Source organism: Prochlorococcus marinus XMU1411, from assembly GCF_017696075.1.
Taxonomy (GTDB): domain Bacteria; phylum Cyanobacteriota; class Cyanobacteriia; order PCC-6307; family Cyanobiaceae; genus Prochlorococcus_A; species Prochlorococcus_A marinus_V.
Genome location: NZ_JAAORI010000002.1, coordinates 150,501 through 168,167 on the forward strand (window position 1 = coordinate 150,501; position 17,667 = coordinate 168,167).

A 17,667-nucleotide genomic window follows, 5' to 3' on the forward strand; every position below is an offset into this window, starting at 1 on the left:
AAATTTTTGAGATTAAATATAGTTTGCCACTTTAACTTCTGAGCGGTTGAGCAAATCCTGAATATCTTCAGTATCTATTGTTTCTCTCTCGATAAGCATTTGAGCCATTTCGTCGAGAACAGTTCTGTTATCTGATAAGACTTTTGTAGCTCTTTTGTATGCCACATCAACAAGCTCTGAAACCTCAACATCTATTGTCGCAGCAGTATCTTCAGAGAAGTCTCTTGTAGAGCTCATATCTCTCCCAAGAAACATTCCACCTTGAGATTGGCCTAAAGCTACTGGACCTATTTTGTCGCTCATACCAAATTTAGTAATCATTTGTCTTGCTACATTAGCAACTTGCTGTAAATCGTTTGAAGCTCCAGTTGTAACCTCTTCTTCTCCATAGACAATTTCTTCAGCAACTCTTCCCCCAAGAGCTACTGCCATTTGATTTTGAAGGTAAGAACGAGAGTAAAGACCTGATTCCATTCTTTCCTCACTTGGAGTAAAGAAGGTTAAACCTCCAGCTTGACCTCTAGGAATTATCGAAACTTTTGCTACAGGATCATAATCTGGCATTAATGCTCCAACAAGTGCATGACCTGCTTCATGATAAGCAACTAATTCTTTTTTCTTATCACTGATGACTCTATCTTTCTTTTCTGGACCTGCCATAACCCTTTCAATGGCATCGCTGACTTCATCATTACTTACTTTATCTAAATCTTTTCTAGCTGCTAATATTGCTGCTTCATTTAATAGATTAGCTAAATCGGCACCTGTAAATCCTGGAGTTCTTCTAGCAACTTTATCTAGATCTACATCTTTGGAAAGTGTTTTGTCTTTAGCGTGAACATTTAATATTTGAAGTCTTCCTGCATAATCAGGTCTATCTACTGTTACCTGTCTATCAAATCTTCCAGGACGCATTAAAGCTGAGTCCAAAACATCAGGTCTATTGGTAGCAGCAACAATTATTATTCCAGAATTACCTTCGAAACCATCCATTTCAGTAAGGAGTTGGTTTAAAGTTTGTTCTCTTTCATCATTTCCTCCACCCATACCTGCTCCTCTTTGTCTTCCGACTGCATCGATTTCGTCTATGAATACTATGCATGGAGCATTCTTTTTAGCCTGCTCAAAAAGGTCTCTAACTCTACTAGCACCAACACCTACGAACATTTCAACAAATTCTGAACCTGATATTGAGAAAAATGGCACACCCGCTTCCCCAGCAACTGCTTTAGCTAATAAAGTTTTTCCTGTACCTGGAGGGCCCACAAGAAGAACACCTTTTGGAATTTTTGCCCCGACAGCAGTAAATCTATCTGGACTTTTTAGGAAATCTACAACTTCAGTTAATTCTAATTTTGCACCTTCTACACCAGCAACATCTGAAAAGGTTACTTGTGTAGATGGTTCCATTTGAAGTCTAGCTTTGCTCTTGCCAAAACTCATGGCAGGGTTACCACCTCCAGCATTACCACTTTGAGATCTTCTGAAAAGAAAAAATAGGCCTCCAATTAAAAGTACTGGGAAGATCAAGCTACTTAAAGCCTGTTGCCATGGATTGGCTAATTTTGTAGGAGTTACAGCGATATCTACATTATTGTCAGTTAGGATTTTTAGTAAATCTTTGTCAGGGGCTAAATTGACCTCAGATCTGCTTCCATCATTTTCAACAACTTGAGCTGTTGCATTATCTGGAGATATAAGGACTCTACTAATTTCTTTATCTTGAACTGCCTCTATAAAATCACTATATCTCAAAGTCTTTGTAGAACTTTCAGTACTAGGTTTATCAAAAACTGAAGTACCAATGAAAATTACAGTAATGACAGCTAGGACATAAAGTCCTACGTTTCTCCAACGTTTGTTCACGATAAAAAATCTTTAATAAATCTATAATACTAATAATAAAACAATATTAAGAGCGTCTTAGAACATCTACTACACTTTTGAATGCAAACCATTCAGGAATTGGTTCTCCATTCCTCAATTTCTTTCTAAATTCCGTACCACTAAGTTTCATAATTTCATAATTACATTCTTTAGCTTCTTCAGCTGTTATATATCCTTTTTCCTTGGTATAAACTAAATTTTTTGAAGGAACAGTTTGCATCATCAATTCATCTGCACACTTATTCGCAAAATTTTGGGCATCATATGGACCATAAAAATCTTCACCAGTTGACGACGACTTACAACCAGCCATATCTCTACCAATAATAAAGTGGGTGCAGCCATAATTTCTTCTTATTATCATATGTTGAAGGGCTTCTCTTGGCCCTGCCATATGCATTGAATAAGGTAAAAAAGCCCATTTTATTCTTTCATCAGATATTTCCTCTTCTAATTCTTTGTAGGTCAAATATCTAACTTTTCCAGGAATATCATCTTGTTGAGTTGGCCCACAAGTTGGATGAACTAAAACAACTGAGTTAGAGGAGACATTTTCTGAAAGTAAGGCATTAGTAAATAATTCATAATGTGCTCTATGAATTGGATTTCTGCATTGAAATGCAACTACATCATGATTTGATGGCAGTGTAGATCTAACTTCTTCAGGGGTTTTGCAGGGGAATTCTCTAATTGGTAGTTCGAAACCATAAACTCTTCCTCCTATATAAAATCTACCTCTCTCGTTAAAAATCATCTTAACAGCAGGATGATCTAAAGAATTAGTACCATAACAAAGTTCAGCTTCTAAGGACTTGTCAGGCTCCCATTTAGAGCTAACTTCTAAAACTGCTATTTTTTGTTTTTTATAGGTAAGTAATATAGTATCTCCAGTTTTTACTTTTTCATTATTTGAATCAAATACAATAGGCAAGCCAAAAAGCAACCCGCTTGTATTTCTATTTTTTTTAATGACCGAATTGTAGTTATTTTCATCCATAAAACCTTCCAATGGAGAAAAAGCTCCAACCATCAAAAGTTCTACATCGCATGCATTTCTCTCGCTACATTCAAACTCATAAGTAGATTTAGAAATAAGTTCATTTTTAAGGTTTTTATCTTTGATAATTAAATTTTTTAGTTCTCCTCCATAAGGCGGTATTAGTCCATTAGTATCTGTTTTATTCTTTTGTTGTAATTCCATTTTTAAAATTGATAAAGAAAAATTTTGAAAAAAAAAAGGGGTTTAACCCCCTTTTTCTCTTGAGTAGGATTTATGCCTTTCTTCCGTAAAGCTCCCCAATTATTTTTACATCCAGTGGATCCTTTGAACCCATATCTGTATCTGAAGGTTGGATTGCTTCAAAAGTACCAGCAAATTCGTCTGTGTCAGAATCTACATTGTTGATTGAAAGAGTAATAACGCCAGTACCGTTTACATCAACTTTAATATTTTCTTTTGCAAGTTCTTCGTCATCGCCTCCTAATGCAACTAAACCTTGAGCATATTCAACACCAGTATTTTTAGCTCTTGCCTTAGGATCTAGAAAGTCACCAGTTCTGTAGTTAGGTGTAAATGTTGAACCACTAACCTCAGTGCCTGGCTCAATTGATGAAGGTAAATTAGCTGTAAGATCTTTTGCTGAGAATGCAAATGGCACCTCTAAACCACCAGGAGTTAATACAGTAATAAGTTGAAAATCAATACCACCCTTTTCAGTGAAAGTTCCTGAATCTATATCTCCATAAACTTCTGTCACTGTGGTGTTATTTCTAGGACTAATAATTTTTGTAGAAACAAATTCTGCAGCTTTTCGTTTTGTCCCTGGCACTTTTACATAAACTTCTGTTGGATGCATGCATATTCCTTTAAGGCTATCTCCATTCCCTAGAGATATTGATCCGACAAGAGATGAGTCTAATGTAGGGCAATCATTAGCTTTTCCTGTGTTAACAACATCTGTGAATTGTGCATTTCCTCTTTCAGAAAAAGCAAATGTTTTAACAGGTACGAAAGCAAAAGTTATACAAATTGAAATAACAAAAGCTAAGAAAGAACGAATTCTCATAATTAAAGTTGCAGTAAAGTTCTGTGACGATAGATTAAAGGTCATCTAATAAGTTCAGTACGGATATTACAAGGGAAAGGACCATAAAAGATAGGACTATTAAATCCTCGAAACAACCCGTAGCTTTTTAGATTTTAAAAAACTGGAATCATTTTAAGCTATCACATTATTTTTAATGATTAAGATTACAAAAAAATACAAATTAAAAAATTTTTTTTTATTTTTTTAATGAAATAATTTGGGTTATTAATTTATTTGCTAAATCAATTTTGGATGTTTTTTTTATATGATGCTCCATATTTTCTTTATTAAATAGCCAACCTTCATTTTGTGCTAAAAAACCAAATCCTTGACCTTCAAGATCAATTGGGTTTGCGAAAAGATAATCACAACCTTTTTGAATAATCTTTTCTTTAATTTTTATTCTTGCCTCTTCAATAGATCCTGTAAAAGCAGAAAAGCCTACAAAAACTTGGTGATCTTTTTTTGATTCACTAATTGTTTTTAAAATATCTGGGACTAGCTCAAAGTTTTTATTCAAATAAGCATTAATTTGATTTTTTGGAATTTTAGCTGAAGTATCAGAGGTTATTTTGAAATCAGATACTGCTGCATTCATGAAAAAATAATCGCAATTTGATATTTCATTTTTAAGTGCCCTAATTAAATCAACACTAGTTTCAATTTCATATCTTTTTATTCCATCAGTAAGATTCTTATCGATTTTCAGAGGACCATGAACATATTTTACTTGTGCTCCCCTGAACCTCGCTACTTGAGAGAGAAGTAGGCCCATAGCTCCAGAACTTTTGTTAGTGATATGTCTTGCCGCGTCAATTTTTTCTGAGGTACACCCTCCAGTTATTAAAATTTCTTTATCAAGTAAATCTTTGCGATATTCATTTTGTTTATGTGAAGCTATAAATTCAAGAGCTAATTGGATTAGATCATTAGGAGGTATCTTACCGATGCCAATAGCATCACATGCTAAGAGGCCTTCACTTGGTTGCAAAGACAAAACATTTTCGTAATTCTGTAAATTCTCATAATTTTTTTGGACAGCTTTATTTAGCCACATTTGTGTATTCATTGCTGGTGCAACAATAATGGGCTTTATATTTGCTATTAAGATGCTAGGGATCAATCCATCTGCATTTCCAGCTACCCATTTTGCTAATGTTGTCGCTGTTAAAGGGGCGATGATTAAAATATCAGCCCAATTACTTAGTTCTATGTGAAGAGGTGTTGATTGACCATCAGACCATTGATCATTTTCTAAAATGCACGGGTTTCTACTTAAAATAGAAAGAGAAAGCGGCTTTATTAATTTTTCTGCATTTTTTGATAAAACGCATCTTATTTCATAATTTTCTTTCGCTAATTGGCTAACTAATAATGGAATTCTTACAGCTGCAATACTTCCAGTTATTAATAAAAGAACCTTTATTTTTGAGTCCTTACTTTTAGTTTTCATCGAAAGGTTCCTGATCGAGGAGATGGGTATAATTAGTCGTTAATTCAGGCCTATTGATTGCAAGAGCCCTCAGTAAGTGCCAGTCTTTTAAACCATCAAATGGAGTATTATAATTATCTTCTTCTAGCCTTTTAGCGAGCTCAAAGGTCATTTCTTCATCAAAAGAATTTACTAGTTCCTTACTTATTTTATTTTCAGAAATGAATTTCATATTGAGTAGAGTCAATATACTCTAATAATAAAGCCTCAAGTAATTATTTAAAATTGATATGAGAATTAAGTACATATTTTCAAGGATATGATAATTTTCAATTTTCATAATCTTTTCAAATTGTTGTTAGCTCATTTATCTTCATTCTCAGTCATAAATATGCAAACTCTCCTTTTCAAAAATATTCTTTCTTAAAATATAAGCAAAGATTTATATCATGTCGCAAACCAAAAGAGAGCAAGTCATTAGTCACATACGCTATTTAAGGCAAGAGCTCAGAGAAATGCATTTAGGAATAAAAGAAGATGACCTTTTCCCTGAGTCAGGCGAATTAAGAGGGTTAATGGCTCAGTTGGAAGCATTACTTGAATTAATAGAAGGAAATACTAAAATTCAATCAAACTCAGAAGCGGCCTAGTTTAATGCAAAATGGTTGTTAAACCTCAAAAGACAAAATTTCAGCTAAAAATTGTGGAAAATATTCAGACAATTAGTATTTGGGCTAATAATCCATGGCGAAGATATTCAATATCATTGATTACACTTTTAATCGGATACTTTTTTGGAAGTTCTCTTGGTATGGTAAGTGCAGTTGTGGAACTCATGGATCCTGTAGCCGCTTTTTTATCAGTAGTTTTTATTGAGTTTTTAATAGTTTTGAGAAGAAATTTTAGATTTGAAAGGAAAAAGAAATTTTTAGTACTTTTATTGGATTCTTTAAGATTAGGATTATTTTATGGTTTCTTTACAGAAAGTCTTAAGTTGCTATAAATTTACTTGTTATTTTTCTGTAATAGATAAAGCAAAGCCATTCTTATAGGGATACCATTTGCAACTTGATTATTAATTAAGCAATTAGGATATTGATCTACCACTTTGCTACTAATTTCAATATCTCTGTTAATTGGACCGGGATGTAGAATTGGAATTTCTTTTTTATTTAAAGATAATTTTTCTGCGGTTAAGCCATAATCCAAACTATATGAATCAATGCTACTTAGTAAATTTTCCATCATTCTCTCTTTCTGGAGTCTTAAAACAATAATCGCATCTGCAATTTTTATTGATTCTTCCAATGATCTAGAAATTGTTATGGAACCTCTTGATTTAACTGGATCTTCTGTTTGATTTGGCGCAGGGGTTTTTAAAAAATTGATAAATTCATCAGGTATTAATGTCTTAGGACCACATAAGATTATATCTGCGCCGAATGCACTCAAAGCCCAAAGATTTGACCTGGCAACCCTTGAATGGTTAACGTCGCCAATTATTAAAATTTTTTTGGAATTTAAAACCTCTGGATTCAGTGTTTTTTGGGAAAAGAATTTTATCAATGTATAGATGTCAAGCAATCCTTGGCTGGGGTGACTATGTAATCCATCTCCTGCATTAAGAACCGAAGTCTTGGCATTTATTGCATCAAGTTTTTTTGCGATCTCAAAGGTTATATAACTTGATGAATGTCTTATAACTAATGTATCTGCCCCCATAGCAGAATAAGTTATGGCCGTATCAATTATTGTTTCGCCTTTTGTTAGAGAGCTGGAGGATGGCGCAAATGTTTGGACATCAGCAGAAAGTCTTTTTGCTGCAAGCTCAAAACTATTTTTTGTTCTTGTACTAGCTTCAAAAAATAAAGACGTTACCAAAGTCCCTTGTAAGGCCGGTATCTTTTTTGTTCCTGCATTCTTTAGTGCATCAAATCTATTAGCTAATTCAAATACTGACTCATAATCTTTAATTGAAAAATTAGCGAGTGTGTGGATATGTTTATGAGGCCAAATTTGCATTACGCTTAAAAAGATAAATGATTATTGAAATTTAGGTGTTCTGTCACCTTTTAATCTTTTACTTACACTCCTACTATTTTTGAGATACCAACGCCATTTTATATTTTTTGCCTTTGATATGCCAATTCTCGTAGTTTGAATAAGATCTTTTTCTTCTAGAGTGTAGTCTCGTGGAGAAATCCATAAAGATTTGTTATTAAGAACTTCAAGTGAGTTAAATGAAATATCTATACTGAATGTTTTTGTTACTAGGCCTGGTCCAGAAGCTAATCTTTCATTCTCATTAGAGATAAAAACTGATCTTATCAAAACACCACTCGCAAAATTTTCTTTATCAGTAACTATGTTTAAACAATGATGAATGCCATAAGATTTGTAAATATAAAATGTGCCAGGTTTGCCAAATAATGATTTGTTTGATTCAGTCATTTTGCGGTAGCCATGACAGGCCTCTTCTTCCTGTGAATACGCTTCAGTTTCAACAATGACTCCTTTAACTTGATCTATCTCATTATTTTTTTTTATGAGGTAACAGCCTATTAAATCAGGAGCAACAAGTTTAGAGTGCCGATAAAAAAAATTTTTTGGAAAGAATTCTTCTTCTATTTTTCAATATCTATCTAATAACATATTTAGCTGAGAAAAATAATTAAGGCTATTAATTGATATTGATTTTCAAAAAGATGTGATTATTTTTTAAAATTATTTGAAATTCAAAGGATATCTAAATAAGTTGTTCTTAATAAACTATTATTTAATAAGAAAGATATTAAATGTATGACAAAAATAACTAAAGAGGAAGTAAAAAAAGTTGCTCATTTAGCGAGATTAGAACTTAACGAGAATGAAATTAATAATCATGCACAACAATTAGAAAAGATATTGGATTATATAAGACAACTTGAAAAAATTGATACAGATGATGCTCCCTGTACAACCAGAGCTATAGAGGTTGTAAATGTATTTAGAAAAGACGAAAAGAAAAATTCTGATTGCAATGAAGAACTTTTAGAATTGGGTCCATCGAGAGAAGATAAATATTTTAAAGTACCAAAAATTATTAATGAATGAGTAAGTTAGTTGCTTCCAATAAATGTTTTGTTGACAAGCTTTAATAAAAATTTTTTTATCTTAAAGCCTGGATATAAATTTATGATTTTTCTTATTTTCCCCCTCTTTTTGCTATGACTCCTTACACCTATTAATAAATCATAAATAAAGTTAAAAATGTCTTCTTTACTTTCAAATATCCCAACCCTTTGAGGGGAGCCTTTTATATCCAATAAAGGCTTAGTTTTTTCATAAGCTATTTTGTATTCAAACCAAGGAATCGAAGGCCATAGATGATGAATGAGATGGTAATTTTGTCCCATTATTAATAAATTCATAAATTTGCTTGGATAAACTCGAGAATTTATCCATTTATTTCTTGATCGAAATGGTCTATGGGGTAAATAATCAAAAAATATTCCTAAAGTGACTCCTACCATTAATGCTGGACCGAACCATAAATTATAAATTAAATTCATAAAGTCAAATTTCAAACCTGCCAAGATAATTGTCAGGAATATGGATCTTTCAATTCCCCATTGTAGTAATTCATATCTTCGCCAGAGTTTTCTTTGAAAGAAAAACACCTCATGATAAAAAAATCTTGGAGCAATTAGCCAAATTGGACCAAAAGTACTAACAATATGATCTGGATCATTTTTGGGGTGATTTACGTGAATATGATGTTGTAAATGAACTCTCGTAAAAACTGGGAAGCTAAAACCTAATAAAATAGCTGAGCCATGGCCCATTGCTTGATTTATCCAAGGAACTGGATGAGCAGCTTTATGACAGGCATCATGAATAACAGTACCTTCAATATGTAAAGCTAAAAAAGCAGTGGCTACAAGTAAAGGTAAAGGCCAAACCCCTCTATACCATTGCCATATGCTAAGAAACGCAAGAAAATAACCGCCAAAAAATAAACCTAATGTTGGATTCCAAAAACTTGGCGGATTTAGGTAATTTTTAATCTCTTTTTGCCAATTAAATGTTTTTGAAGAATTAGTATTTTTCGTTGTATTTTTACTGGTTAAGTTTGAAATCGTTTCTTTTATTCTTTAAATAATATAACTAATATTTTAAGATGATTGCACGCTTAAACAAAAAAATTTCTTTTAGGAGATTTTTAATTCAATTTTAATGTGTCAAATTAATCATCTTAAGAAAAAAAATTTTTAAAATAAACCTCTTTCAATTATTATTTTATTTGAGCGGTCGTGGCGGAATTGGTAGACGCGCGAGTTTTAGGTACTCGTATCTTCGGGTGTGGGAGTTCAAGTCTCCCCGACCGCACTTAAGGAAATTCTGATACATAGTTTGTTTCTTGATATCAAGTCTTATAATTTAATTAAGCATTGAATTTAATGAATAGTTTGATATTTTATTTGGGAACTTTTTATATTTTGGTTGGGACCATTTTTCTAACTGTACCGATAATTTATCTTGAGCTCGGCAAACCAAAAGACTTAATAAAAGCTTTTTTAAATTTAATAATAGGTTTGATATTAATAATTAAACATAAAACACTAGGTGAATCATTTTTTGTAATTTTCCTTTTTTTAACAGTACTAGTTGTTTTTTATCTAGTAGAGCTTTTTTTATCTAGATGGTACCAATTGACAGATAACGAAAAGAAAAAATTAATTACCTTTTTGGAGTTTAAAAATAACTTTTTGAAAATATTAGAATCCATAAATCTGGTATTTTCTGATTTCACTAAACCTTCAAATTTTCTTAATTTTGGTAGCAATAATAAAAATACAACCCAAAAAAAGTGGGTAAGAAATGATAAAAATGATAATATAAAACTCTGAAATAAAAAAATTGGTTATTTGAAACATCCCAAAAAAACTACAGGTCAATTAATAAAGAATATAATGAATTAGATTTATTTAAATAATTCTTTTGATCACCAATATTTCTTATATCGTCGAATGAAATCTCAAAATAGCAAAGAACAAAAATCAGACTTTTCTTATAAAGAAACTTTAAATTTATTAAAAACTGATTTCTCAATGCGCGCAAATTCAGTTGTAAGAGAACCTGAGATACAGAATTTTTGGGCTAATAATGATATTGATTTCCAATTAGGTTCAAACAATTCAGGCGAAATATTTACATTACATGATGGCCCTCCTTATGCAAATGGAGCTCTTCATATGGGTCATGCCCTTAATAAAGTTTTAAAAGACATAATTAATAAGTACAAAACCTTAAGAGGATTTAGGGTTCATTTCGTACCTGGTTGGGACTGTCATGGATTACCTATTGAATTAAAAGTTCTTCAGAATTTAAAATCTGATGAAAGAAAGAATCTTGATACTCTAAATTTAAGAAAAAAAGCAACAGATTATGCCCATATTCAAATTAATAATCAAAAGGAGGGTTTCAAAAGGTGGGGCATATGGGGAAATTGGGATAACCCTTACTTAACTCTTAAGAAAAGTTATGAATCTGCTCAGATTGGAGTATTTGGGAAAATGTTTTTAAATGGATATATATATCGAGGTCTTAAACCTGTGCATTGGAGTCCAAGTTCGAGGACTGCACTTGCAGAAGCAGAATTAGAATATCCGGATGAACATTATTCAAAAAGTATTTATGTTTCATTAAAAATTACTAATATATCTGATCAAATTCTATTAAATTTCAACCCAGAAAATCTTAATATCAAAAAAGATTTTTTTCAAAATAATTCTTTCATAACTATTTGGACCACTACTCCTTGGACCATACCTGCAAATGAAGCAGTTGCAGTAAATCCAAAAATAAAGTACGTTTTTGCTATCGATGAAGAGAAACGAATTTACCTTTTTGCAAAGGATTTATCTTCTGAAATAAGTAAGAAATTTAATAAAGATTTCAAGGTGCTTTTAGAGGTTAGAGGTTCTGAATTGGAAAATATTGAATATCAACATCCTACTAAGGATAAAAATTGCAGAATCTTGATTGGGGGGGATTACATTACGACAGAATCAGGTACTGGAATTGTTCATACTGCACCTGGTCATGGGATAGATGACTTTAATGTGGGGCAAAAATATGATTTACCTATTACATGTGTTGTTGATGAAAAAGGGAACTTAAATGAATCTTCTGGACAATTTCAAGGATCCAATGTCCTGAAAGATGCCAATAATTTAATTATTGAATATTTAAAAGGAAATAATTTGCTTCTATTACAAGAAAATTATAAACATAGATATCCGTATGATTGGAGAACCAAAAAACCAACTATTTTTAGGGCAACAGAACAATGGTTTGCCTCTGTAAATGGCTTTAGATCATCTGCATTAAAGGCAATCGAAGATGTTGAATGGATGCCAGAGACTGGAAAGAAAAGAATTTATTCTATGGTTGTTGGGAGAGGAGATTGGTGTATTTCTAGACAGAGGTCATGGGGTGTACCTATTCCAGTTTTTTATAAAAAAAATGGTAATGATATCCTACTTAACAACGAGATAATTAATCATATTCAAGAACTTTTTAGTGAACATGGAGCAGATATTTGGTGGGATTGGGATGTTAAGAATCTTTTGCCTGAAAGTTATGCAAAAGAATCGGATCAATGGAAAAAAGGGACAGATACAATGGATGTTTGGTTCGATTCAGGATCTAGCTGGGCCGCAGTATGTGAACTGAGAAGTGAATTAAAGTATCCAGCAGATCTTTATTTAGAGGGCTCAGATCAACATCGAGGATGGTTTCAGTCTTCTTTGCTTACATCTGTTGCAGTCAATAATAAACCTCCCTATAAGAAAGTTTTAACTCATGGTTTTGCACTTGATGAAAATGGAAGAAAAATGAGTAAATCTTTAGGAAATGTTGTTGACCCAAATATAATTATTAATGGAGGTAATAATAAAAAAACTGACCCTGCTTATGGTGCTGATGTTTTAAGGCTATGGGTAAGCTCTGTAGATTATTCAGTTGATGTTCCAATTGGTTCAAATATACTCAAGCAACTTTCAGACGTTTACAGAAAAGTTCGTAATACTGCAAGATATCTTCTTGGTAATATTCATGATTATGATCCTAATGTTGATAATTTTGAAATTGATCAATTGCCTCTCTTAGATCAATGGATGTTAGGCAGACTAGTTGAGGTTACAGATGAAATATCAAATGCTTATGAAAATTATGAATTTTCAAAATTTTTCCAAATCTTGCAAAGTTTTTGCGTTGTAGATCTATCAAATTTTTATTTGGATATTGCGAAGGATAGGTTGTATGTAAGTTCTAAATCACAATTTAGGAGAAGATCATGTCAGTTCGTCATGTCAAAAGTTGTTGAAAATTTAGCTGTACTTATTTCTCCAGTGCTTTGTCATATGGCTGAAGATATTTGGCAAAATATACCATATTCAACTAAAGAAAAATCAGTCTTTCAAAGAGGATGGCCAATATTTTCGCAGTCATGGAAAAATCAAATACTTAATGAACACATTACAAATTTAAGAAATTTGAGAGTTGAAATTAATAAGGCTATAGAAGGATGTAGAAACAAACAAATAATTGGAGCAGCTTTGGAAACTGAAGTTAATTATTTACCTGAAGATAAAGTTTTAAAAGATTCACTTACTTGGCTAAAAGAATTTGGCAATCAAGATGTAGATTTATTTAGGGATTGGCTTATAGTATCAAACTTCCAAGTGGTATCTGATTTAGCGGAAAATTCTCTAATTATTGATGACAATGCACTTGGAAAAATACAAATATTAAAAGCTCAAGGTCAAAAATGTGATAGATGTTGGCATTATCAAAAAGAAACTTTTATTGGAATACAAAATACAAAATTATGCAAAAGATGTTCAAATATTATTAATTTTGAATTTATTTAAATCCAGTTTTTTTGATTCAAAAAGAAAACTGAGTTTTCATTTTCTCTTATAAAATTTTCTCCGGTCTCTGTTAAAGGTGCTTTATAAAGTTTAAAATTCTTAATTATATAATTAAGTGCTATTACTTTTTTTTCTGAATCTATTTCAATTGGATGAGTTGTTGAGCTACTGAAACCTCTGAAAATAATTATTTCTAATTGTTCTTTTTGATTTTCTTTTTGAATGAAACCCTCTAGTTTGAGTATCCTATCAGGTATTTCGGAACTAATTTTTTCAAGACTATTTATTAAATCAATTTCTGCCATTTTCGGAGAAGTAAGAGTTTCTTCCATTTTTAGGTAATTTTAGGATTGACCATTGAATTAATCCTAAAGAGTAGATTAGTAATGAAAATAATCCTAAATATTTTGCTACCGGCTGAGTAAAATTAGCTCCGAAGAAAAAATTAAATAAATTTTTGATAATAATGTAGAAATTTGAAGAAGGGTGAAGCCAAATTTCGCATGCAGCAGAATTAATAAAAGAAAAGCAGCTCAAGTTTTGTAAACTTTGAATAAAGAAATTTAGAGATATAAAAGTTAGTGCCCATCTCCATATTTTTGTTGTTGTGATAATGGGGTAAGAAAAATCATATTCTTTAAATTCATCATTAATATCAGTCCAAAACCAAACTGAAGTCGTCATTAATATTGTTGAAATATTTGTTATGGTCAAAGCATAATTATATTTACCTATTAAAAGTAAAAGGCTTATGAAAAATAAAAGTGATATTTTCCAATAAATTGTTAGAAGTTTATTAACAGCTTTATTTCTTTTTTTAATGGACCAAAAGAATAATGCAACAGGAATACCAATAAAGAAAATTATTGTAAGTTGAAATGATAGCCAAATAGAAACTTGATTAAAAACGTTCAAAACTTTTTCTTTTTACATACATAATAATTAAACATCAAACGGTTACTTTTAATCTTACTATTGTCATAGTTATGAATATTATGCATCTTTGTATTATTGCTGAGAAATAAACCAATTATTGTATGAGACAGCATGTAAATCCACTTAGTAGAAATTTCAATGAAATTGAGAGAATACCTTCTTTGAGCGACATGTTTGGAAATTCTAAATTGAATCTTCATTTGGATATAGGTTCTGCTGCCGGGGAGTTTCTTTTCGATTTAGCTCTAGATAATACCAGTTGGAATTATTTAGGAATTGAAATTCGTGAGAGATTAGTCAAAAATGCTAAATTAAAAGTGATTGAAAAAGAAATCAAAAATCTATATTTTTTATTTGGTAATGCTAATAATATTTTGAATGATGTCCAAAGTAAAATTATTATTAAAAATCTAAAAAGCATTTCTTTTAATTTTCCTGATCCATGGTTTAAAAAGAGACATTTTAAAAGGCGTGTAATTCAGCCAGAATTTATTAATATTCTCTCAAATTCATTACAAAAAGGGACCCTAATTTTTATAAAAACAGATGTAAAGGATCTATTCGATTACATGGATAGCACTATATCAAGTAATTTTTATTTTAAAAAAATAGATAAAAAAGATTTTGATTATTCTAAAAGTTTTAATCCAAGTAAAGTTAAAACTAATCGTGAAAAGTATGTAATTGTTAACCAACTTGAAATTTTTGAAAGGATTTATATAAAAGATTGATTAATTGTTAGTTAATTATTTTATTAATTTCTAAAAAGAGTTTGTTTGTTATCTCTCTTGATAAAGAATCAACTTTTTTCTTGTTTTTGGCTTCAACAAGAATTCGCATTAATGGTTCTGTGCCACTAGGCCTAATGTAAATCCTACAATTATCAGAATAAGTTTTATGAAAATTTTCTATAATTTGATAGATTAAAATTTTGGTTTCTGGATTTATTTTTTTCATATTAAAATTTAAATTAATATTTGTAAGTTTCTGTGAAAAAGGTTCAAAACTACTATTCAGCCAATCATTTAATGTAATATTTTTCTTTTTACAGTATTTAGAAATTTGAAGTGCAGTCAATATTCCATCTCCGGAAAAGTTATTAATTTTTGAAAGAATATGTCCAGACTGTTCTCCACCCAAAACAGCTCTTTTTTCCTTAATTGCTTCATAAACGTATTTATCTCCTACATCAGTTCGATATAAAATTCCACCAATTTCGTTCCAGGCCTTTTCAAAACCTAAATTTGCCATTTGAGTTGATATTAGTAAATTATTTGTTAGAGTCTTTTGTCCCATAAGTTCTCTTCCCCAGAGAAAAAGCATATGATCTCCATCTAATACATTGCCTTTAGAATCTAATCCAATTACTCTATCAGCATCTCCATCAAAGCTAAATCCCATATCTGCAGGATTCTCTCTTAATGCTTTTTTTAATGGTTCGAGGTTAGTAGAACCACAATTCATATTAATTTTTAATCCATTTTTAGAGTTATTGATAACTCTTACATCAGCACCCAGACTCTGAAAAATTTTTTTTGCGCAAGTTGTTGCTGATCCATAGCATGTGTCTAATATAATTTTCATGCCGCTTAAATTTTCCTCGCCCATTGATTGGATTAAGCTTTTGATGTAAATGTCCATAAGCTCTTTATTTGTTGTTAGAGAGATATCTTTTGTCGCAACTGTTGTATTTTGATTTGACTTTTCAATAAATTTTTGAATTTTATTTTCAAAATTCTTGGTAATTTTTTGACCATTATGATCAAAGATTTTTATGCCGTTATATTCAGGAGGATTATGACTTGCTGATATCATTATCCCACTACTAAAATTTTCTTGTTGGATTAAAAAAGGGATAGCTGGGGTGGGGCAGATTCCAAGATTTATAAATTCTTTGCCACTTGCATTTATACCTTTTGTTATTGCATGAAGCAGAATATCTCCGCTAATTCTCGTATCTCTTCCAATTAATATTGGATTATTATTGTCTAAATTAGAACCTAAAGCAAAACCAACTTTATATGCTAAAGAATATGTTATTTCTTCATCAAATATTCCTCTTATTCCATCAGTTCCGAAGATTGTTTGCATAATTAGATTTCAGGAACTAAAAATATTTTTCATTTTATTTAAATCTTATTTTATCAGTTGATTAAAAGGTAAAAGAATATTTTTCTCTCAATTTGTTTATCTTATTTAATATATTAAAAACAGTAATTATTCAGAATGCAAACTGAGAGTAGAGAACCACTTTTAAATAAAAACTTAAAAGCAATACTTGTTTTTTTAGTTGTTGTTCTTATTATTTCTTTGATTTTTTTTAGAAATCTTTTTTTTCAATCAACTTATCTTCTTAAGAGTTTTGGAGAATTATCTGTTGATCCCGAAATAGCTTTTAAAAACAATAAGCCAACATTCCTTGAATTTTACGCTGAATGGTGCGAAGTTTGCAAAGAAATGGCTCCAAAAGTATCAGCCTTGAAGGAGACATACGAAGAAGATATTAACTTTGTTTTTTTAAATGTTGATAATCAAAAATGGGAAAATTATATTCGAAAATTTGATGTCAATGGGATTCCTCAAATTAACCTTTTCGATACAAAAGGTAATTTAAAATCTACTTTTATTGGTAATCAACAAGAAGTAATAATAAGAGAATCAATAGCAGATTTAGAAAAAGAAGTGGGATCTCAAGAAAAAATTCTTAATGCTGAATTTTCTGAAATCAAAGAAAATAAAAATTATGAAGTCACCCCTCTTAGTCATGGATGATTTTTACCAATCTAGAGATTCTGATACAATCGGAAAACTTTTTTTGAAAATAGATTTGCAATCTTGGGCAATGGACTTATGTTCTTCTTGAGTACCGTGAGCTGACCTTAAATTAATATAGTGAATCCATGACCTGCATGATCCAGACATATAAATTCTAGTTGGGGTTGCTAATGGTAAAACAAATCTTGCACATTCTTTGGCTATTCCTTCGGCAAGTAAATCTTCATATAATTCTGAAGCAGCTTTAAAATGTGAAGAAATTTTTGTATTGAATCTTTTTTTTAATTCATCAGGTAGATCTGCAATAGAATTTTGCCTATTTTTAAAATCTTGTCTTCTTAAATCTGGTAGAGGAATGTTCCCCAATTGAGAACTATCTGCATATCTCTGCGAAAATTCCTGAAAAGTAAATGATCTATGTCTTAAAATTTGAGCAGCAATTCCCCTGTTTGTTTCTATTTGTAAGGTCATAAATGATTGTTCGAACACACTCCAATGTTCATTTTTAATGCAATAACTTAATAATTTTGAATAATCTTCATTTTTCTGATTGCTTGGATTGCTAACTCTTGCAATATAAGCCATCGTTTTTTCTGCATCCGGAGTTAAGGAAATAAGTTCAACTTTACTCATT

19 protein-coding genes and 1 tRNA gene are annotated in these 17,667 nt (G+C 31.0%); 8 read left to right on the forward strand and 12 right to left on the reverse strand.

The window, feature by feature from the left end; all coding sequences use genetic code 11:
* Positions 1-12: 12 nt before the first annotated feature.
* The 5 genes from ftsH to isiD form a co-directional block, all read right to left on the reverse strand.
* Complete coding sequence (gene ftsH, locus HA145_RS01220; protein WP_209127504.1) at positions 13-1,866, reverse strand: ATP-dependent zinc metalloprotease FtsH; 1,854 nt, start codon at positions 1,864-1,866, stop codon at positions 13-15.
* A gap of 46 nt (positions 1,867-1,912) precedes the next feature.
* Positions 1,913-3,088: a sulfate adenylyltransferase gene (gene sat, locus HA145_RS01225; protein WP_209127505.1), complete on the reverse strand. Its 1,176-nt coding sequence runs from the start codon at positions 3,086-3,088 to the stop codon at positions 1,913-1,915.
* 70 nt (positions 3,089-3,158) lie between these two features.
* Positions 3,159-3,953, reverse strand: a complete 795-nt coding sequence (locus HA145_RS01230) for a photosystem II manganese-stabilizing polypeptide (RefSeq protein ID WP_079329967.1) — start codon at positions 3,951-3,953, stop codon at positions 3,159-3,161.
* A 217-nt stretch (positions 3,954-4,170) separates the two neighbouring features.
* A complete protein-coding gene (gene coaBC / locus HA145_RS01235) occupies positions 4,171-5,427 on the reverse strand; it encodes a bifunctional phosphopantothenoylcysteine decarboxylase/phosphopantothenate--cysteine ligase CoaBC (protein WP_209127506.1) in 1,257 nt (418 codons plus the stop codon).
* Positions 5,417-5,638 carry a protein IsiD gene (gene isiD, locus HA145_RS01240; protein WP_209127564.1) on the reverse strand — a complete coding sequence of 74 codons (222 nt, stop codon included), beginning with the start codon at positions 5,636-5,638 and terminating at the stop codon, positions 5,417-5,419. Before isiD ends, coaBC begins: the two co-directional genes overlap by 11 nt.
* Positions 5,639-5,855: 217 nt before the next feature.
* Between isiD and HA145_RS01245 the strand changes: the two genes are divergently transcribed.
* Positions 5,856-6,056, forward strand: coding sequence for a hypothetical protein (locus HA145_RS01245; RefSeq protein WP_209127507.1), 201 nt, complete (start codon positions 5,856-5,858; stop codon positions 6,054-6,056).
* An 11-nt stretch (positions 6,057-6,067) separates the two neighbouring features.
* Entirely contained in the window at positions 6,068-6,409 is a 342-nt protein-coding gene (locus HA145_RS01250) for a DUF565 domain-containing protein (protein WP_025922116.1), read from the forward strand.
* A 2-nt stretch (positions 6,410-6,411) separates the two neighbouring features.
* Here HA145_RS01250 and HA145_RS01255 read toward each other — a convergent pair whose 3' ends face one another.
* Positions 6,412-7,428 carry an aspartate carbamoyltransferase catalytic subunit gene (locus tag HA145_RS01255; RefSeq protein ID WP_209127508.1) on the reverse strand — a complete coding sequence of 339 codons (1,017 nt, stop codon included), beginning with the start codon at positions 7,426-7,428 and terminating at the stop codon, positions 6,412-6,414.
* A gap of 21 nt (positions 7,429-7,449) precedes the next feature.
* On the reverse strand, positions 7,450-8,034 hold the full coding sequence (locus HA145_RS01260) for a DNA-3-methyladenine glycosylase (protein ID WP_209127565.1): 585 nt from the start codon (positions 8,032-8,034) through the stop codon (positions 7,450-7,452).
* Between the two features lie 171 nt (positions 8,035-8,205).
* On the opposite strand from HA145_RS01260, the gene gatC reads away from it, so the two are divergent.
* Complete coding sequence (gene gatC / locus HA145_RS01265) at positions 8,206-8,499, forward strand: Asp-tRNA(Asn)/Glu-tRNA(Gln) amidotransferase subunit GatC (protein WP_209127509.1); 294 nt, start codon at positions 8,206-8,208, stop codon at positions 8,497-8,499.
* Between the two features lie 5 nt (positions 8,500-8,504).
* Here gatC and HA145_RS01270 read toward each other — a convergent pair whose 3' ends face one another.
* Positions 8,505-9,452 (reverse strand): fatty acid desaturase, encoded by a 948-nt coding sequence (locus tag HA145_RS01270; RefSeq protein ID WP_308789004.1) that lies wholly within the window; start codon positions 9,450-9,452, stop codon positions 8,505-8,507.
* A 240-nt stretch (positions 9,453-9,692) separates the two neighbouring features.
* On the opposite strand from HA145_RS01270, the gene HA145_RS01275 reads away from it, so the two are divergent.
* The 3 genes from HA145_RS01275 (at position 9,693) to ileS (ending at position 13,322) form a co-directional block, all read left to right on the forward strand.
* Positions 9,693-9,774, forward strand: a tRNA-Leu gene (locus HA145_RS01275).
* A gap of 71 nt (positions 9,775-9,845) precedes the next feature.
* Entirely contained in the window at positions 9,846-10,295 is a 450-nt protein-coding gene (locus tag HA145_RS01280; protein WP_209127510.1) for a hypothetical protein, read from the forward strand.
* Positions 10,296-10,415: 120 nt separating this feature from the next.
* Positions 10,416-13,322 carry an isoleucine--tRNA ligase gene (gene ileS / locus HA145_RS01285; RefSeq protein ID WP_209127511.1) on the forward strand — a complete coding sequence of 969 codons (2,907 nt, stop codon included), beginning with the start codon at positions 10,416-10,418 and terminating at the stop codon, positions 13,320-13,322.
* Here the strand turns inward: ileS and HA145_RS01290 are convergent.
* On the reverse strand, positions 13,319-13,654 hold the full coding sequence (locus HA145_RS01290) for a hypothetical protein (protein ID WP_209127512.1): 336 nt from the start codon (positions 13,652-13,654) through the stop codon (positions 13,319-13,321). The genes ileS and HA145_RS01290 overlap by 4 nt on opposite strands.
* Positions 13,614-14,237: a DUF3177 family protein gene (locus HA145_RS01295; RefSeq protein ID WP_209127513.1), complete on the reverse strand. Its 624-nt coding sequence runs from the start codon at positions 14,235-14,237 to the stop codon at positions 13,614-13,616. The genes HA145_RS01290 and HA145_RS01295 overlap by 41 nt, the downstream gene beginning before the upstream one ends.
* 122 nt (positions 14,238-14,359) lie before the next feature.
* Between HA145_RS01295 and trmB the strand changes: the two genes are divergently transcribed.
* Positions 14,360-14,989 carry a tRNA (guanosine(46)-N7)-methyltransferase TrmB gene (gene trmB / locus HA145_RS01300; protein WP_209127514.1) on the forward strand — a complete coding sequence of 210 codons (630 nt, stop codon included), beginning with the start codon at positions 14,360-14,362 and terminating at the stop codon, positions 14,987-14,989.
* A gap of 7 nt (positions 14,990-14,996) precedes the next feature.
* On the opposite strand, the gene HA145_RS01305 is transcribed toward trmB, so the two are convergent.
* Positions 14,997-16,349 carry a phosphoglucosamine mutase gene (locus HA145_RS01305; RefSeq protein WP_209127515.1) on the reverse strand — a complete coding sequence of 451 codons (1,353 nt, stop codon included), beginning with the start codon at positions 16,347-16,349 and terminating at the stop codon, positions 14,997-14,999.
* Positions 16,350-16,484: 135 nt separating this feature from the next.
* Here HA145_RS01305 and HA145_RS01310 point away from each other — a divergent pair, with 135 nt between their 5' ends.
* Positions 16,485-17,030, forward strand: coding sequence for a thioredoxin domain-containing protein (locus tag HA145_RS01310; protein ID WP_209127516.1), 546 nt, complete (start codon positions 16,485-16,487; stop codon positions 17,028-17,030).
* Between the two features lie 3 nt (positions 17,031-17,033).
* Here the strand turns inward: HA145_RS01310 and thyX are convergent, their stop codons facing one another.
* Positions 17,034-17,666, reverse strand: a complete 633-nt coding sequence (thyX, locus tag HA145_RS01315) for an FAD-dependent thymidylate synthase (RefSeq protein ID WP_209127517.1) — start codon at positions 17,664-17,666, stop codon at positions 17,034-17,036.
* Position 17,667 lies beyond the last annotated feature (1 nt).

Excerpts from the sequence above, each read along its gene's own strand:
- HA145_RS01280 (WP_209127510.1), top strand. The coding sequence starts at position 9,846 with ATGAATAGTTTGATATTTTATTTGGGAACTTTTTATATTTTGGTTGGG.
- HA145_RS01255 (WP_209127508.1), bottom strand. The coding sequence starts at position 7,428 with ATGCAAATTTGGCCTCATAAACATATCCACACACTCGCTAATTTTTCA.
- HA145_RS01230 (WP_079329967.1), bottom strand. The coding sequence starts at position 3,953 with ATGAGAATTCGTTCTTTCTTAGCTTTTGTTATTTCAATTTGTATAACT.
- sat (WP_209127505.1), bottom strand. The coding sequence starts at position 3,088 with ATGGAATTACAACAAAAGAATAAAACAGATACTAATGGACTAATACCG.
- HA145_RS01290 (WP_209127512.1), bottom strand. The coding sequence starts at position 13,654 with ATGGAAGAAACTCTTACTTCTCCGAAAATGGCAGAAATTGATTTAATA.
- HA145_RS01305 (WP_209127515.1), bottom strand. The coding sequence starts at position 16,349 with ATGCAAACAATCTTCGGAACTGATGGAATAAGAGGAATATTTGATGAA.
- coaBC (WP_209127506.1), bottom strand. The coding sequence starts at position 5,427 with ATGAAAACTAAAAGTAAGGACTCAAAAATAAAGGTTCTTTTATTAATA.
- HA145_RS01250 (WP_025922116.1), top strand. The coding sequence starts at position 6,068 with ATGGTTGTTAAACCTCAAAAGACAAAATTTCAGCTAAAAATTGTGGAA.
- gatC (WP_209127509.1), top strand. The coding sequence starts at position 8,206 with ATGACAAAAATAACTAAAGAGGAAGTAAAAAAAGTTGCTCATTTAGCG.
- trmB (WP_209127514.1), top strand. The coding sequence starts at position 14,360 with ATGAGACAGCATGTAAATCCACTTAGTAGAAATTTCAATGAAATTGAG.
- HA145_RS01245 (WP_209127507.1), top strand. The coding sequence starts at position 5,856 with ATGTCGCAAACCAAAAGAGAGCAAGTCATTAGTCACATACGCTATTTA.
- thyX (WP_209127517.1), bottom strand. The coding sequence starts at position 17,666 with ATGAGTAAAGTTGAACTTATTTCCTTAACTCCGGATGCAGAAAAAACG.
- isiD (WP_209127564.1), bottom strand. The coding sequence starts at position 5,638 with ATGAAATTCATTTCTGAAAATAAAATAAGTAAGGAACTAGTAAATTCT.
- ileS (WP_209127511.1), top strand. The coding sequence starts at position 10,416 with ATGAAATCTCAAAATAGCAAAGAACAAAAATCAGACTTTTCTTATAAA.
- HA145_RS01310 (WP_209127516.1), top strand. The coding sequence starts at position 16,485 with ATGCAAACTGAGAGTAGAGAACCACTTTTAAATAAAAACTTAAAAGCA.